Source organism: Mesorhizobium sp. M6A.T.Cr.TU.017.01.1.1, from assembly GCF_004023115.1.
GTDB lineage: Bacteria > Pseudomonadota > Alphaproteobacteria > Rhizobiales > Rhizobiaceae > Mesorhizobium > Mesorhizobium mediterraneum.
This window is the reverse complement of record NZ_RZTA01000036.1, coordinates 1-15,437: the sequence shown is the minus strand read 5'-3', so window position 1 is coordinate 15,437 and position 15,437 is coordinate 1. Positions and strand designations below refer to the sequence as shown.

At 64.1% G+C, this 15,437-nt stretch carries 14 protein-coding genes and 1 pseudogene; all 15 read left to right on the top strand.

The window, feature by feature from the left end; translation table 11 throughout:
• The first annotated feature begins 99 nt into the window (after nt 1-99).
• Nucleotides 100-1,674: an NAD(P)/FAD-dependent oxidoreductase gene (locus EOB36_RS14030; RefSeq protein ID WP_128285076.1), complete on the top strand. Its 1,575-nt coding sequence runs from the start codon at nt 100-102 to the stop codon at nt 1,672-1,674.
• A gap of 109 nt (nt 1,675-1,783) precedes the next feature.
• Nucleotides 1,784-3,310 carry an ABC transporter substrate-binding protein gene (locus tag EOB36_RS14025; protein ID WP_128285075.1) on the top strand — a complete coding sequence of 509 codons (1,527 nt, stop codon included), beginning with the start codon at nt 1,784-1,786 and terminating at the stop codon, nt 3,308-3,310.
• Between the two features lie 69 nt (nt 3,311-3,379).
• A complete protein-coding gene (locus EOB36_RS14020; RefSeq protein WP_127290171.1) occupies nt 3,380-4,387 on the top strand; it encodes an ABC transporter permease in 1,008 nt (335 codons plus the stop codon).
• Nucleotides 4,380-5,228, top strand: coding sequence for an ABC transporter permease (locus tag EOB36_RS14015; protein WP_095487744.1), 849 nt, complete (start codon nt 4,380-4,382; stop codon nt 5,226-5,228). The genes EOB36_RS14020 and EOB36_RS14015 overlap by 8 nt, the downstream gene beginning before the upstream one ends.
• Nucleotides 5,225-6,109 (top strand): ABC transporter ATP-binding protein, encoded by an 885-nt coding sequence (locus EOB36_RS14010; RefSeq protein WP_128285074.1) that lies wholly within the window; start codon nt 5,225-5,227, stop codon nt 6,107-6,109. The genes EOB36_RS14015 and EOB36_RS14010 overlap by 4 nt, the downstream gene beginning before the upstream one ends.
• A complete protein-coding gene (locus EOB36_RS14005; protein WP_128285073.1) occupies nt 6,102-6,932 on the top strand; it encodes an ATP-binding cassette domain-containing protein in 831 nt (276 codons plus the stop codon). The genes EOB36_RS14010 and EOB36_RS14005 overlap by 8 nt, the downstream gene beginning before the upstream one ends.
• Before the next feature lie 84 nt (nt 6,933-7,016).
• A complete protein-coding gene (locus EOB36_RS14000) occupies nt 7,017-7,616 on the top strand; it encodes a VOC family protein (protein WP_128285072.1) in 600 nt (199 codons plus the stop codon).
• A gap of 145 nt (nt 7,617-7,761) precedes the next feature.
• Nucleotides 7,762-10,056, top strand: coding sequence for a bifunctional salicylyl-CoA 5-hydroxylase/oxidoreductase (locus EOB36_RS13995; RefSeq protein ID WP_128285071.1), 2,295 nt, complete (start codon nt 7,762-7,764; stop codon nt 10,054-10,056).
• 169 nt (nt 10,057-10,225) lie between these two features.
• Complete coding sequence (locus tag EOB36_RS13990; RefSeq protein WP_128285070.1) at nt 10,226-10,984, top strand: SDR family NAD(P)-dependent oxidoreductase; 759 nt, start codon at nt 10,226-10,228, stop codon at nt 10,982-10,984.
• Nucleotides 10,978-11,448 carry a MarR family transcriptional regulator gene (locus EOB36_RS13985; protein ID WP_095487734.1) on the top strand — a complete coding sequence of 157 codons (471 nt, stop codon included), beginning with the start codon at nt 10,978-10,980 and terminating at the stop codon, nt 11,446-11,448. Before EOB36_RS13990 ends, EOB36_RS13985 begins: the two co-directional genes overlap by 7 nt.
• On the top strand, nt 11,445-12,257 hold the full coding sequence (locus EOB36_RS13980) for an enoyl-CoA hydratase family protein (protein ID WP_128285069.1): 813 nt from the start codon (nt 11,445-11,447) through the stop codon (nt 12,255-12,257). The genes EOB36_RS13985 and EOB36_RS13980 overlap by 4 nt, the downstream gene beginning before the upstream one ends.
• Nucleotides 12,258-12,345: 88 nt before the next feature.
• Complete coding sequence (locus EOB36_RS13975) at nt 12,346-13,494, top strand: acyl-CoA dehydrogenase family protein (RefSeq protein ID WP_128285068.1); 1,149 nt, start codon at nt 12,346-12,348, stop codon at nt 13,492-13,494.
• Nucleotides 13,495-13,577: 83 nt separating this feature from the next.
• Nucleotides 13,578-13,973 carry a RidA family protein gene (locus EOB36_RS13970; RefSeq protein ID WP_128285067.1) on the top strand — a complete coding sequence of 132 codons (396 nt, stop codon included), beginning with the start codon at nt 13,578-13,580 and terminating at the stop codon, nt 13,971-13,973.
• A 213-nt stretch (nt 13,974-14,186) separates the two neighbouring features.
• The gene (locus EOB36_RS13965) at nt 14,187-14,915 is read left to right on the top strand and encodes a GntR family transcriptional regulator (protein ID WP_128285066.1); all 729 of its coding nucleotides are present in this window, start codon (nt 14,187-14,189) and stop codon (nt 14,913-14,915) included.
• 169 nt (nt 14,916-15,084) lie between these two features.
• Nucleotides 15,085-15,437, top strand: a pseudogene (locus EOB36_RS13960) (aminotransferase); the annotation flags it as partial.

The window sequence follows — 15,437 nt, the reverse complement described above, 5'->3', positions numbered from 1 at the left end:
TGGCTCTGAAGGCTCGTTGCGGCCCTTAATATCCTACTAGACGAAAACATATGCATCTGCAATTATCTTTAAGCATAAAGGAAATGGGTTGGGTGGGGTGTGAGCGAGTTTGACGCCATTTTCGTCGGGGCGGGCCACAACAGTCTGGCATGCGCAGCGCATCTGGCGTTGAAAGGTTGGAAAACCGCGATTTTCGAGCGCAGCGCAACAATCGGCGGCGCCGTCCAGACCCGCGAATTCACGCTTCCCGGCTTCCGGCACGATTTCGGCGCGATGAATCTGAGCCTGTTCGCCGGCTCGGCCTTTCACAAGAAATATGCAAATGAATTGAAAAAACACGGGCTGGAATTTGCGCCGGTCGCCGACTGCTTTGCCAGCGCCTTTCCCGACGGACGCTGGTTCGGTGTCAGCCACGACCTGGAGAAGACCGCGTCGCGCATCGCCGGATTTTCGCAAGCCGACGCCGCCACCTGGCGCCGGCTGGTTGACGCCTTCCCGGCGGAGGCCGAGCATCTGTTCCGGCTGCTAGGAGCGCCGATGAGCGGGCGGGCGCTGGCCGGCACTGCATGGAACCTGTGGCGCAGGAAGGGCTTTGCCGGCACGCTCGACACCGGTCGCCTGCTGCTGTCGTCGCCGCGCGCGTGGCTCGAGGAGAATTTCGAGACCCCGCATGTCAGGGCGACGCTCGCCGCCTGGGGCATGCATCTCGATTTCGCCCCCGACGTAGCCGGCGGCGCGGTGTTCCCATACCTTGAGTCCATGGCCAACCAGTGCTTCGGCATGGTGCTCGGCAAGGGCGGTGCCGACACCATCATCCGCGCCCTGTCGGGCATGGTAACCGCTGCCGGCGGCCAGATTATCACCGGGGCTGAGGTGGCCGAGATCACGGTCTCCGCCGGCAAGGCGACCGGCGTGCGGCTCGCTTCCGGCGAGACCCATACCGCCACCAAGGCTGTCGTCGCCGGGGTTGCACCAGGGGCGTTGCCCGGCAGACTGCTGGCTGATGGTTCCGGCGACGCCGGCTTCGACACGGCGATGCAAAAGTTCCGCCATGCGCCGGGCACGATGATGATCCATCTGGCGCTAGACGATCTGCCGGACTGGCGCGCCGGCGCCGAGCTTCGGCAATTCGCCTATGTGCATCTGTCGCCGTCGCTCGACGCCATGTCGCGGACCTATCAGCAGGCAATGTCGGGCATGCTGCCGGACGAGCCGGTTCTCGTCGTCGGCCAGCCGACTGCGGTCGATCCGTCGCGGGCGCCGGAAGGCAAGCATGTGCTGTGGGTGCAGGTGCGCATGCTGCCCGCCGAAATGTCAGGCGATGCGGCGGGCAAGATCGCGCCGGCTCACTGGGACAACGTCAAGGAACGCTACGCCGAGCGCGTTCTCGACATCATCGAGACCTATGCGCCAGGTCTTCGCCGGAAAATCCTAGGCCGCGCCGTGTTCTCGCCGCTCGACCTCGAACGCGAGAACCCCAACCTCGTCGGCGGCGACCAGATCTGCGGCAGCCACCATTTGGCGCAGAATTTTCTGTTCCGCCCGGCGCGCGGTTATGCCGGCTGGAACACGCCAGTCGGGAATTTGCATCTCACAGGGGCTGCAACATGGCCGGGTGCCGGCACCGGTGCGGCCTCGGGCTATATGCTCGCTCAACAGCTTGGCGGGAGGTAGAATCCAAAACACTTGCGGGTGAAGGAGAGGCAATGCGCGGTTGCCCAAGGAGCCTGAACCCACTGAACGACAACGACGACGCGCACAGAAAACCAACAGGGGAACGACCATGACAATCAACAGACGAGAATTGCTCGGATATGGCGCAGCAGCGCTTGGTGCGACCGCTTTGGGCCTGCCGCAGACAGCCAAGGCGGCCGGCGAACTGACCATCGCCTACAACGTCAACCTGCCTTCCTGGGACCCGACCACCGGGCCTTCGGCGGTCAACCCGACGATCCAGGGGCTCTACCAGTCGGTGTTCGACCAGTTCATTCCGCAGAAGCCGGACCTGTCCTTCGCGCCGGGCCTGCTTACCGAATGGGGCTGGAACGACGACCGCACCAAGATCATGATGACGGTGCGCGACGGCGTCACCTGGCATGACGGCTCGCCGTTCACGGCCGAGGACGTGGTCTGGTCGCTGCAACGGGCGGGCGACGAAAAGACCGGCAATCCGATCCAGTTCGTCTGGAAGAACGTCAACAACTTCAAGATCGACGGCAACAAGATCACCGGGGACGTCGTGCAGTTCGACCCGGTGTATTTCAAATGGATGTCGTTCCTGACCGGCTACATCATGCCGAAGGCCTATTACGAGAAGGTCGGCGCCGAGGGCTTCGAGAAAGCCCCGATCGGCACCGGCCCCTACATGGTCGACAAATTCGAGCGCAACGCCTTCCTGCGGCTGAAGGCCAATCCGAATTACTGGGGCGGCAAGCCGGCCTTTGAGAATGTGACGATCAAGTTCGTCACCGATGCGGCGAGCCGCGTTGCCGAAATCGAGTCCGGTTCCTCGCAGGTGACGCTCGAAATCCCCTATGAGGAATATGACCGCCTGATCGCCAAGGACGGGCTTGCCGGCTCGTGCAAGAATGTTTCCGACATCGGCATGATCTTCTTCAACGACATCGACGTGATGCTGGACAAGAACGTCCGCCAGGCTGCCGTCATGGCGGTCGACAAGAAGCTGCTGGTCGACCGCCTGCTGCGCGGCTACGGCCAGCCGATCGACACGCTGGAAACACCGGAATACGCCGCCTACGATGCGTCGATCAAGGTCGAGCACAATCCGGAAAAAGCCAAGGAATTGCTGGCCGCATCCGGCTATTCGCCGGAAAAGCCGGTCAAATTCTCGATACAGACGACCAAAGGCTTCAAGCCTAAAGACTACGAGATGATCCAGGCGATCGTCGGCATGTGGCGCAAAGTCGGCATCGAAGCGACGATCGAGGTCTACGAGATCGCCAAGCACTACGAACTGCGCGCCGCCGACAAGCTGGCGCCGGCCGCCTTCTACAATTGGGGCAACGCCATTGGCGATCCGACGACGTCGACCGGCTTTGCCACCTATGGCCCGAGCCCGCATTCGGTGTGGGACAGCCAGGATCTGATCGACATGATCAACCCGCTATGGGGCGAGAAGGACGAGGCCAAGCGCATCGGCGGCTGGAAGGCTGTCGACAAGTACATCGCCGAGCAGGCCTATGTGCTGCCACTGATCCAGTATGCGCAGCCGATCGTGCATGCCAAGGGCGTCAATGTCGTGCAGCATATATCCGGCGCGCTGCTGCCGGCGCTGATGACCCCGGCGTGAGATCGGCATAGCGTCCAAGCGCGCCATCGCCGTCGATGGCGCGCCCTTTCCGCAGGCATACGGGCGACCATGCTGCTGCAAAGATTCCTGATCCGTCTTCTGACGATGGCGATCACGCTGTTCGGCGTCGCCGTCGTGGTTTTCGTCGTCATTCGCGTCGCGCCCGGCGACCCGATCGCGATGATGCTGCCGCCCGGCGCCACCGATGCCGACATCGCCCGGTTGCGTGCGCTCTATGGGCTCGACAAGACCATCGTCGAGCAGTTCTTCATCTGGCTGTCCGGCGTTGTCAGAGGCGATTTCGGCACCTCGATCTCGCTTAGGCAAGACGTGCTGGGGCTGGTTTTCAACCGGCTACCGGCGACACTGGAGCTCGCTATCGTCGCTCTTTTGATGGCGCTGGCGATCGGCGGCACGACGGCGATCCTTGGCGCGCGGGAACGCGGCACCGCAGTCGAGGCCGGCATCGACATCGCCAGCGGTGCAGCGCTTTCCATTCCCGATTTCCTGTGGGGGCTGGTGCTGATCCTTTTGTTCGGCGTGCTGGTGCCGGTGTTCGACATTTCCGGCCGGGTTTCGCCGCAGCTCGACCTGCCCTTCGTCACCCAGTTCTATCTGTTCGAAAGCATTGCGCGGCTGCGCTTCGACCTGACCAAGGACCTGCTCGGGCACATGCTGATGCCGGCCGTGGCCCTGGCGTTGCCGCTGGCCGCGATCATCTCGCAGCTGCTGAAGCAGTCGCTGAAGGAAGTGCTCGATCTCGACTACGTCGTGCTGGCCCGAGTGAAGGGCTTTTCGGAAACGCAGGTCATTTTGCGCGAGGCGCTGAAGAATGCCGCCCTGCCGACGCTGACTTTGGTCGGCGTGCAGTTCACCTTTCTGATCGGCGGCACGGTCATCGTCGAACGGCTGTTTTCCTATGAGGGTCTCGGCAACATGGCGATCGACGCCGTAATCAACCGCGACCTGCCACTGATCCAAGGCATCGTGCTGGTCTTCGCCCTGCTGTTCGTGCTGATCAACCTCACTGTCGACATGATGTACGCACTGCTCAATCCGAGGCTGCGCCATGGATGACGGCCGCATCTCCAGACATGGCTCGGGCGCAAGGCTGTGGCTGGCCGGCGGCTGGCTGCTGCTGGCGCTGCTGGCGGCGATCTTCGCGCCGCTGGTCGCGCCGCAGGACCCGCTGGCGCAGGACCTGATGTTCGAACGCCTGCCGCCCTTCTGGATGAGTGGCGCGGAGCCCGGCTTCTGGCTCGGCACCGACAGCCTCGGCCGCGATCTCCTGTCACGGCTGATCTTCGGCGCTCGCATCGCCTTCATAGTCGCCTTCGCGGCGGCCTTGGCCGCCTGCCTGGTCGGCTCGACGCTCGGGCTTGTCGCCGGCTATTTCGGCGGCTGGGCCGACCGCATCATCTCGCGCATCGTCGACGTCTGGATGGCGTTTCCGCCGGTGCTGTTCGCCATCCTGCTGGTCGCCGTGCTCGGCACCGGCCTGAGCTCGGTCATCATCGCCATCGCGGTCATCGACTGGACGCGCTTCTGCCGGGTGATCCGCGCCGAGACCATGGGCCAGGCGCGCATGGATTATGTCGAGAACGCCCGCATCGCCGGCTACGGCCGCATCGGTATCATGCTGCGCGAAGTGCTGCCCAATGTGGTGCCGTCGATCGTCGCGCTGCTGTCACTGGAAATGGGCATCGCCGTCATCGTCGAGGCGATCCTGTCCTTCGTCAATCTGTCGATCTCGACCGACGATCCGACCTGGGGCGGCATCATCGCCGAGGGCCGCCTGTCGATCCATCAGGCCTGGTGGGTGCTGGTGTTCCCGCTGGTCACGCTGATCCTGACGGTGCTGTCGTTCAGCCAGTTCGGCGAAGGCCTGAAGGCACGCTTCGATCCGGTGCTGCGATGAGCGCGAGCGTTTGCCTCGATATCCGCAGCCTGAGCGCCGTGCTGGCGAATGGGCAGCGCGTGCTGCGCTCGGTGTCGCTCTCCGTCCAACCTGGCGAGGTTCGCGCGCTGGTCGGCGAGAGCGGCGCCGGCAAGACGATGATCGGTAAGGCGGTGCTCGGCGTTCTGCCACTGAGCGTGCGCATCGTCGAAGGCGATATGCTGCTCGAAGGCGAAGATCTCGGCCGGCTTCAGCCAAAGGCGAGGCGCACGCTGATCGGCGCCCGCACCGCACTGATCCCACAAGACCCGCTGACCGCGCTCAACCCGTCGCGCCGCATCGGCCCGCAGATGACCGACCGCCTGGTGCGCATCCTCGGCTGGAGCGGGCAGCGAGCCGACACCCGCATCCGCCAGTTGCTCGACGAGGTGCAGATCCGCGACCCGGACCGCGTCCTCAAATGCTATCCGCACGAGCTTTCCGGCGGCATGCGCCAGCGCGTGCTGATCGCCGCCGCATTCGCCGCCGAGCCTCGGTTGATCGTCGCCGACGAGCCGACCACGGCGCTGGACGTGACCGTGCAGAAGCAGATCCTGCGGCTGATTGCGCAATTGCAGCGCGAGCACGGCACGGCGATCCTGTTCGTCACCCATGATCTCGGCGTCGTCGCCAAGATCAGCCAGAAAGTCTCGGTGCTCTATGCCGGCAAGGTGGTGGAGGAGGCCGAGACGGCGGCGCTGTTCGCGGCTCCGCAGCACCCCTACACGCGAGCGCTGATGGCGGCGACACCGCGCTACACCGACCCGTTCGCCTCGCTGAAACCGGTGGACGACGCGGTATTGGCCGGACTGGCCGCGGAGATCGCCGCCGCCGACCAGGCCTGGAGGCGACCGCATGGCTGAGCCGCTGTTTTCCGTGCGCGGGCTGAAGGTCGCGCTGCCTGATATGACCCGTAAGCCGCTGATCGGCCGGGCGCCGATGGTAGAGATCCTGAAAGGTCTGGATTTCGACCTGCCAAAGGGGTCGGTGACCGGCATCGTCGGTGAATCCGGATCGGGCAAGTCGACGCTCGGCCGCGCCCTCGTACGCCTGCTGGAGTCCAGCGCCGGCAGCATCACCTTCGACGGCCGCGACATCACGCATCTGCCGGAGGCCGAGGTCAGGCCGCTGCGCCGCAATCTGCAGATGATCTTCCAGGATCCGATGTCGTCGCTCAACCCGCGCCGCACCATTGCCAGCATCATCGCCGCACCGCTCAGGCAAAACGGGTTTGGCGACAATCTCAAGGGGCGTGTCGCGGAGGCATTGCAGCGCGTCGGCCTGCCGCAAAGCTTCGCCAGCCGCTACCGTCACGAACTGTCGGGCGGCCAGCGCCAGCGCGTCGGCATTGCCCGGGCGCTCGCGCTGTCGCCGAAATTCGTGCTGGCCGACGAGATCGTTTCCGGTCTCGACGTATCGACCCAGGCACAGATCCTGACGTTGCTGGAAAAGCTGGCCGCCGAAATGGGCCTGACGGTCGCCTTCATCAGCCACGATCTGTCGGTGATCCGGCGGCTTTGCCGGCAAGTGATCGTCATGCGCGAAGGCGCGATCGTCGAGGCAAGCGCCACCGACGCTTTATTCGAGAACCCGCGGCAGGCCTACACGCGCGACCTGATATCAGCCATTCCGCTGCCCGAGATCGATGACGGCTGGCTGCTGCCCACCGCTAAGGTGCCGGTATGAAGCAAATCTCATTCGCACGTCGAAGAGCGGGCCTGGGACGTGCGCCCGGCAAGCCACCCACGTCCCGCGAGAAGGATGACTGACATGAGGAATGCTATCCGAAACGCAACGCTTGCGACCGCCGTCCTGGCCAGCATCGGCACTGCTTCCGCCGGCACCATTCCCGGCATGCGCGGGCACGATCACACCGGGGTTACGGTGCCCGACATGAAGCAGGCCGTCGACTTCTTCACCGAGGTCGTCGGCTGCAAGAAGGCGATGTCCTTCGGCCCGTTCGCCGACGACAAGGGCACGTTCATGCAGGATCTGCTGGGCGTCGACCCCAAGGCGGTGATCGAGGAGATCACCCTCGTCCGCTGCGGCTACGGCTCGAATATCGAGCTGTTCAAATACACCGCGCCCGACCAGAGGGACCTGCAGGCCCGCAACAGCGACATTGGCGGCTTCCACATCGCCTTCTATGTCGACGATATCGCTGCCGCGAAAGCCTATCTCGATGAAAAGGGCGTGAAGACGCGGATGGGCCCGCTGCCGGTTACCGAAGGGCCGGCTGCCGGCCAGACCATCCTCTATTTCCAGGCGCCCTGGGGCCTGCAACTGGAAGCGATCAGCTATCCCAACGGCATGGCCTATGAAAAGGACGCGGAGACGGTGCTGTGGAGCCCGAAGAGCCCGGAGGAATGATCCGGAAGGCGCGTGCTTGCGGGCCTGACCGCAGGCACGCCATAGGCATCCGAGGCGAGTCGTTTCAATTATGAAACTTCAAGCTTGAAATAATTTGCGTCAAGCGCGATACTAGCCGCAGAAAAGCGAAGAGGAGATCGCACACATGAAGGTTGCGGTTCTCGGAGGCGGACCAGCCGGCCTCTACTTTGCCATCTCGATGAAGCTCAGGGACGCCGCGCACGAGGTGACGGTGTTCGAGCGCAACCGCGCCGACGACACATTCGGCTGGGGCGTCGTGCTGTCGGCCGAAACGCTCGACAACCTGACTAGGAACGATCCAGTCAGCGCCGTCTGGATCAAAAAACATTTCGCCTATTGGGACGACATCGCCGTCATTCATGACGGGGTGCGCACGGTCTCGACCGGCCACGGCTTCTGCGGCATCGGCCGCAAGCGGTTGCTCACCTTGCTGCAGCGGCGGGCGCGCGAGCTTGGCGTCAAGCTGGTCTTCGAGACCGATATCGCCGACCCCAAGCCCTATATGGAGAGCCACGATCTGGTTGTCGCCGCCGACGGCCTGAATTCGAAGGCGCGGGGCACTTTCGTCGACGTGTTCAAGCCAGATATCGACACCCGCAAATGCAAGTTCGTCTGGCTCGGCACGCAGCAGAAGTTCGACGACGCCTTCACCTTCGTCTTCGAGAAGACGGAGCATGGCTGGGTGTGGGCGCATGCCTACCAGTTCGACAACGATACCGCGACCTTCATCGTCGAATGCAGCGAGCAGACCTGGCAACGCTTCGGCTTCGGCGCGATGTCTCAGCAGGAATCGATCGCCGTCTGCGAACAGATCTTCGCCAGGCATCTCGGCGGCCACGCGCTGATGACCAACGCCAACCATATCAGAGGTTCGGCCTGGATCAATTTTCCGCGCGTGCTGTGCGAACGCTGGTCCTACGAGAATCTGGCGCTGATGGGCGACGCGGCGGCATCAGCGCATTTCTCGATCGGCTCCGGCACCAAGCTGGCGCTGGAAAGTGCGGTGGCGCTGGCCGACTATGTCGAGTCCGAGCCCGACCTCGAAGCGGCGTTCCGCAAATATGAAGACGCCCGCCGCACCGAAGTGCTGAAGCTGCAGTCGGCGGCGCGCAATTCGCTCGAATGGTTCGAGGAGGTCGAGCGCTATCTCGGCCTCGACCCGGTCCAGTTCAACTATTCGCTGCTGACCCGCTCGCAACGGATCAGCCACGAGAATTTGCGGCTGCGCGATGCCGAATGGCTGGCCGGCGCCGAGGAATGGTTCCAGCGCCAGGCGGGCGCCGGCGGCAACAGTCTTCGTCGCGCGCCGATGTTCGCGCCGTTCCGGCTGCGCGACATGACGCTGCACAACCGCATCGTCGTCTCGCCGATGGCGCAGTACAAGGCCGTCGACGGCTGCCCGACCGACTGGCACTTCGCCCATTATGCCGAACGGGCGAAGGGCGGCGCCGGCCTCGTCTATATCGAGATGACCTGCGTCAGCCCGGAAGGCCGCATCACGCCTGGCTGCCCCGGGTTCTACGCACCCGATCATGAGGTCGCCTGGAAACGGCTGGTCGATTTCGTCCATACCGAGACCGAGGCCAAAATCTGCGCGCAGATCGGCCATTCCGGCGCCAAGGGCTCGACCCGGCTCGGCTGGCAAGGAACCGACGTGCCACTGACATCAGGCAACTGGCCTGTGATGGCGGCATCAGCGGTGGCATGGTCGCCTGAGAACCAGCTGCCGAAGGCGATGGACCGCGCCGACATGGATCTGGTGCGCGACCAGTTCGTCGCCTCGGCAGAAATGGCGGCGCGCTGCGGCTTCGACATGCTCGAAATCCACGCTGCGCACGGCTATCTCCTGTCCTCCTTCATCACGCCGCTGACCAACCGGCGCACGGACGCCTATGGCGGCTCGCTCGAAAACCGCATGCGATATCCACTCGAAGTCTTCCATGCCGTGCGCGCCGCCTGGCCTGATGAAAAACCTGTTTCAATGCGCATCTCGGCCAATGACTGGGTCGGCATCGAAGGCGTGACGCCGGCCGATGCGGTCGAGATCGCACGGCTGCTGCATGAGGCCGGCGTCGACATCTGCGACGTCTCGGCCGGCCAGACCTCGGCCGAGGCAAGGCCGGTGTATGGCCGCATGTTCCAGACGCCGTTTTCCGACCGCATCCGCAACGAGGTCGGCATGGCGACCATGGCGGTCGGCAACATCTATGAGCCGGACCATGTCAATTCGATCCTGATGGCTGGCCGCGCCGATCTCGTCGCGATGGCAAGGCCGCATCTCGCTGACCCCTACTGGACGTTGCATGCGGCCGTCACGCTCGGCGACCGCGGCGTCAAATGGCCGGATCCCTATCTGCCGGGCCGCGACCAGATCTACCGGCTGGCCGAACGCGACGCGGCCGCGGGGCTGAAAGTATGAGCGCTTCCTTACTTCCACATGGGCGCTGCCCCTCATCCGCCTGCCGGCACCTTCTCCCCGTGAAGAACGGGGAGAAGAGACACGCTCCAGCGCTGGCGCCCCCCTCTCCCCGTTCTTCACGGGGAGAGGGTAAGGGTGAGGGGCAGCGCCATGTTTCGAGGATTGCCGCATGATCGCGGGCAAGCACGCGTTGGTCACCGGCGGCGGCTCCGGCGTCGGCCGCGCCATCGCGCTGGCGCTGGCCGGCGCGGGGATAAACGTGACCATCTGTGGCCGGCGCGAGGCAGCGCTGGCCGAGGTCGCCAGGGGAAATGAACGCATCTTCGGCATCGCTGCGGACGTCACCGACGAAACGGCGATGGCATCGCTCTACAGCCAGGCGGAGGCGGCGCGCGGGCCGACCGATATCGTCGTCGCCAATGCCGGCATGTCCGGCAGCGCCCCGGCACAGCGGACCTCGCTCGCGGACTGGCAGCGCACGCTCGATGTCAACCTGACCGGCGCGTTCCTGACGGTGAAACCGGCGCTGGCCGGCATGGCCGCGCGGAAATCAGGCCGTGTCATATTCGTCGCGTCGACGGCCGGGCTAAAGGGCTATCCGTATGTCGCCGCTTACGTTGCCGCCAAGCATGGTGTCGTCGGCCTGATGCGGGCGCTGGCGGTCGAGACCGTCAAATCCGGCGTGACGGTCAACGCCGTCTGCCCGGGCTTCATCGAAACCGAGATGCTCGAGGAATCCATCCAGCGCATCGTCGAAAAGACCGGCCGCTCGGCCGAAGAAGCAAGGACGAGCCTTGCCTCGACAAACCCGCAAGGCCGCTTCATCCAGCCGGAAGAAATTGCAGCCGCGGTGCTGTGGCTGTGCGGCGATGCGGCCCAATCGATCACCGGCCAGACGATCTCGATCTCGGGAGGCGAGACATGGTAGCCGGTCCCCTGCCCGCGCCGTCCGGACCCGGCAAGGACCGCCTGCGCCTGTGGGTGCGGCTGTTGCGCGCCTCACGCAGCATCGAGGCCGAATTGCGCGAGCGCCTGCGGCAGGAGTTCAACACGACGCTGCCGCGCTTCGACGTGATGGCCGCACTCTACCGCGTGCCGGAAGGCATGCTGATGAGCGACCTGTCGCGCTTCCTGCTGGTGTCCAACGGCAATGTGACTGGTATCGTCGACCGTCTGGTTTCGGAAGGGCTGGTCGCCCGCGCCCGACGCAATGGCGACCGCCGCACCTCGATGGTGCGGCTGACGGAGGAAGGATCGAAGGCTTTCGCCGTGATCGCCGCCGCACATGAGAGCTGGATCGGCGAGCTGCTCGGCAATGTGAGCGAGGACGAGGCGCGCCGGCTAACCGGCATGCTGAATTCCTTCCGCAGCAATTGGGAGGGACGGGAATGACAAAAATGGCCGGCCGCAAGCCGAAGCATTTCCTCTGGCAGGTCGAAGGCAAGGTCGCAAAAATCCGGCTCGACCGGCCGGAGCGCAAGAACCCGCTGACCTTCGAAAGCTATGCCGAGCTGCGCGATATTTTTCGCGACCTTGTCTATGCCGAGGATGTCGATGCGGTGGTGTTCCTGCCCAATGGCGGCAATTTCTGCTCCGGCGGCGATGTTCACGACATCATCGGCCCGCTGGTCAAGATGGACATGAAGGAGTTGCTCGCCTTCACCCGAATGACCGGCGATTTCGTCAAGGCGATGCTGAATTGCGGGAAGCCGATCATTGCGGCGGTCGACGGCGTGGCGGTGGGCGCCGGCGCCATCATCGCCATGGCGTCCGATATCCGCATCGCCACGCCGGAAGCCAAGACGGCGTTCCTGTTCACCCGCGTCGGTCTTGCCGGCTGCGACATGGGCGCCTGCGCGATCCTGCCGCGCATCATCGGCCAAGGCCGCGCCGCAGAGCTGCTCTACACCGGCCGCACGATGAATGCTGAGGAAGGCGAGCGCTGGGGTTTCTTCAATCGGCTGGTCGATGCCGCAGCGCTTGAGGCCGAAGCACTCGACATGGCCGCGCGCATCGCCTCCGGCCCGACCTTCGCCCACGGCATTACCAAGACGCAGTTGAACCAGGAGTGGTCGATGGGTCTCGACCAGGCGATCGAAGCGGAAGCGCAGGCGCAGGCGATCTGCATGCAGACCGGCGATTTCAAGCGGGCGTATGAGGCTTTTGTTGGCAAGCAGAGGCCGGTGTTCGAGGGCAATTGAGGATGTTTTCTTTAATCAAAATGGATACGCTGGCAGGACAGAGGGGGGCGCCGTGGAGTGCAAGGCCCGAAGCACAGTGGAGGCAGAAATGCCTGACCGGTCCTTCCTCAATTGGCCGTTCTTCGAGAACCGACACCGCGAGCTGGCCGAGCGGCTGGACGCGTGGTGCGCGAAGAACCTGCCGGTCGCGCACCACGATGTCGATGCCGCCTGCCGCGAGCTGGTGGCGAAGCTCGGCAACGACGGCTGGCTGAAGCCGACAGCGCTCGATGTGGACAATCCGGGACCGCTCGATGTGCGCACGCTATGCCTGACGCGCGAGACGCTGGCCCGGCATGACGGGCTGGCCGATTTCGCCTTCGCCATGCAAGGGCTTGGCACGGGCGCACTCAGCCTGTTCGGCACGCCGGAGCAGCAGCGCTGGCTGGCGAAGACCCGCGCCGGCGAAGCGATTTCCGCCTTCGCGCTGTCGGAGCCGCGCTCCGGATCGGATGTCGCCAATATGGAGATGACGGCGGCGCGCGACGGCGACGACTATGTGCTGTCAGGTGAAAAGACCTGGATCTCCAATGGCGGCATTGCCGATCTCTACGTCGTTTTCGCCCGCACCGGCGAAGCGCCCGGCGCCAAGGGACTTTCGGCGTTCATCGTGCCTGCAGACATCAAGGGCCTGACCATCGCCGAACGGCTGGAGGTGATCGCGCCGCATCCGCTGGCGCGCCTGTCCTTCGACAGCGTCCGCGTTCCGGCCTCGGCATTGATCGGCAAGCCAGGCGACGGTTTCCGCATCGCCATGTCGGTGCTCGACGTGTTCCGCTCGACGGTCGGAGCGGCGGCACTCGGCTTTGCCCGGCGCGCGCTGGACGAAAGCATCAAAAGAGTGGCCGAGCGCAGACTGTTCGGCGCTGCGATGGCCGAGTTGCAGATGGTGCAGGGCCACATCGCCGACATGGCGCTGGATGTCGATGCCGCCGCCTTGCTGGTCTACCGCGCCGCCTGGACCAAGGACATGGGCGCCACCCGTGTCACCCGCGAAGCGGCGATGGCCAAGCTGTTCGCCACCGACAAGGCGCAAGAGGTGATCGACAAGGCCGTGCAGCTGCATGGCGGCGATGGCGTCCGCAAGGGCCACATCATCGAAAGCCTGTATCGCGAGATTCGCGCGCTGCGCATCTATGAGGGCGCGTCCGACGTGCAGAAGGTGGTCATAGCCAGGCAAGTGATGGGAGCGGTCTGAGGCCGAGCTGGGACGGATAATTGCGAATTAGACTGGTTTGATTTTGAACATTGCGACCGGATTTGAGTATCGGGAGGCTTGATATGCACACCATCCTGCAGCCGGAAGGCTGGGCGAAACCTGTTGGGTACGCCAATGGCGTCGCCGCGCGCGGGCAGATGATCTTCATCGGCGGCCAGGTCGGCTGGACCGGGCAAGGCCAATTCGAAACCGATGATTTTGTCGGCCAGGTGCGCCAGACGCTTGCCAACATCGTCGCCGTGCTCGCCGAAGCTGGCGCCAAGCCTGAGCATATCACCTCGATGACCTGGTACTTTATCGACAAGGCCGAGTATCTGGCCAACCTCAGGGGCATCGGCGAGGCCTATCGCGAGGTCATCGGGCGGCATTTTCCGGCCATGGCCGCCATGCAGGTGATGGCGCTGGTCGAGGATCGCGCCAAGGTGGAGATCCAGGCGACAGCAGTGATCCCAGATTGATGCCGGCAAGGCAGATCAACTCGGTTTCCACGAACATTGCAGGGGAAGCAATTCCTTCGGTGGCGAAGCGCATCGAAGCATCGGCGTTGACGGCCTGACGCTTGGCTAGACACCGTTTTTGTGATCAGATGATCACGTCCCTGCTTCAGGCTGGGCGATTACAGCGTGCCGCTTGCACATAGCTTCTGTCGAAACCCAAGGAAACCAAAAACCGTGGCTCTGGGATTTGAACCTGTATCGGGACGCGTGACCGTCCAGGACGGCGTCTACCAGCAGCTTCGGCATGCCTTGATGGTCGGCAGCTTCGACCCGGCCCAGGTGCTGACCATTGCCTCGCTAGCCGAAGCCTTCGGTACCTCGAACATGCCGGTGCGCGAGGCCTTGCGCCGGCTCGCCGCCGAGAACGCGCTGGAGATATCGCAGAATGGCTCGGCCTGCGTGCCGGTCGTCACCCGCGCACGGCTCGACGATCTCTGCCGGGCGCGCGTCGCCGTCGAAGGGCTGGCTGCCGAACTCGGGGCATCGCGTCTGACCGCTTCCGACATAGCCACATTGGAGAAGATCACCGCCGACCAGCAGGCGATCGGGCGCAATGGCAGCGTCTACGAGCTGATCGCCAAGAACCAGCAATTCCACTTCACCATCTACCGTGCCTCAGGCTCCGACGTGCTGTTCCAGCTGATCGAGACGCTATGGCTACGCTTCGGCCCCTATATGCGGCTGCTGTCCAACCATGTCGCGCCTTTGATGCGCGCCGGCACGATGGAGCCGTCGGGGCGGCACACGGCGATTATCGCAGCGCTGAAGGATCGCGATTTTGCCCGCGCCCGCGAAGAGGTGGTTGCCGACATCCAGACGACGCAGGAGACGCTGCGTGCGATCTGCCCCGACGTGCCGGAATCCAGGCCGGTCGAGTTCGCCGGATTCGGCAAAGCCTCCTGAAGCTCGGCTGCGGGTCGAACGTCAAATCGGCGCCCGAATGTGCCGATCCGCGACCGCTCGTGGCCAGAAAAATCGTCCCGATCTTCGGTATTGAATCGCATTTCTTTGCGGGCAGCGATTGATCCATGTTCCCTTTTGTGATCACATGATCACAGGGAGTAAGAGCGTCGTGTCTGGTTATTTTCTCTACCATTCGATCGGCACGTTTCCCGGCAAGGCGGAGCGCGTGGCTGCTGCGCTGTCGGAATTCTCGGGCATCTGGTCGGCGGAAGACGATGGGCAGTGGCCGGCGGCCCTCGCCGCGCGGCAGCGCTTCATCGATGCCTGGGGCTCGCTGATCGACGCGCCACAAGGAACACTGACCACTGCCGAGAACGTCACTTCGGCGCTCTACAGCCTGATCGGCGCCTTGCCGTCCGAGCGGCTGGCGGGAAAGCGCCTGCTGGTTGCCGCCGACTGTTTTCCGAGCCTGTACTTCCTGCTTTCCGGTCTGGCCGAACGCTTCAACTTCGTGCTCGACAC

What these genes read in the sequence shown, in the direction of transcription:
- EOB36_RS13980 (WP_128285069.1), top strand. Translation starts at nt 11,445, where the DNA reads ATGACAAAAATGGCCGGCCGCAAGCCGAAGCATTTCCTCTGGCAGGTC.
- EOB36_RS14010 (WP_128285074.1), top strand. Translation starts at nt 5,225, where the DNA reads ATGAGCGCGAGCGTTTGCCTCGATATCCGCAGCCTGAGCGCCGTGCTG.
- EOB36_RS13985 (WP_095487734.1), top strand. Translation starts at nt 10,978, where the DNA reads ATGGTAGCCGGTCCCCTGCCCGCGCCGTCCGGACCCGGCAAGGACCGC.
- EOB36_RS14025 (WP_128285075.1), top strand. Translation starts at nt 1,784, where the DNA reads ATGACAATCAACAGACGAGAATTGCTCGGATATGGCGCAGCAGCGCTT.
- EOB36_RS14000 (WP_128285072.1), top strand. Translation starts at nt 7,017, where the DNA reads ATGAGGAATGCTATCCGAAACGCAACGCTTGCGACCGCCGTCCTGGCC.
- EOB36_RS14020 (WP_127290171.1), top strand. Translation starts at nt 3,380, where the DNA reads ATGCTGCTGCAAAGATTCCTGATCCGTCTTCTGACGATGGCGATCACG.
- EOB36_RS13975 (WP_128285068.1), top strand. Translation starts at nt 12,346, where the DNA reads ATGCCTGACCGGTCCTTCCTCAATTGGCCGTTCTTCGAGAACCGACAC.
- EOB36_RS14005 (WP_128285073.1), top strand. Translation starts at nt 6,102, where the DNA reads ATGGCTGAGCCGCTGTTTTCCGTGCGCGGGCTGAAGGTCGCGCTGCCT.
- EOB36_RS13990 (WP_128285070.1), top strand. Translation starts at nt 10,226, where the DNA reads ATGATCGCGGGCAAGCACGCGTTGGTCACCGGCGGCGGCTCCGGCGTC.
- EOB36_RS14015 (WP_095487744.1), top strand. Translation starts at nt 4,380, where the DNA reads ATGGATGACGGCCGCATCTCCAGACATGGCTCGGGCGCAAGGCTGTGG.
- EOB36_RS13970 (WP_128285067.1), top strand. Translation starts at nt 13,578, where the DNA reads ATGCACACCATCCTGCAGCCGGAAGGCTGGGCGAAACCTGTTGGGTAC.
- EOB36_RS13995 (WP_128285071.1), top strand. Translation starts at nt 7,762, where the DNA reads ATGAAGGTTGCGGTTCTCGGAGGCGGACCAGCCGGCCTCTACTTTGCC.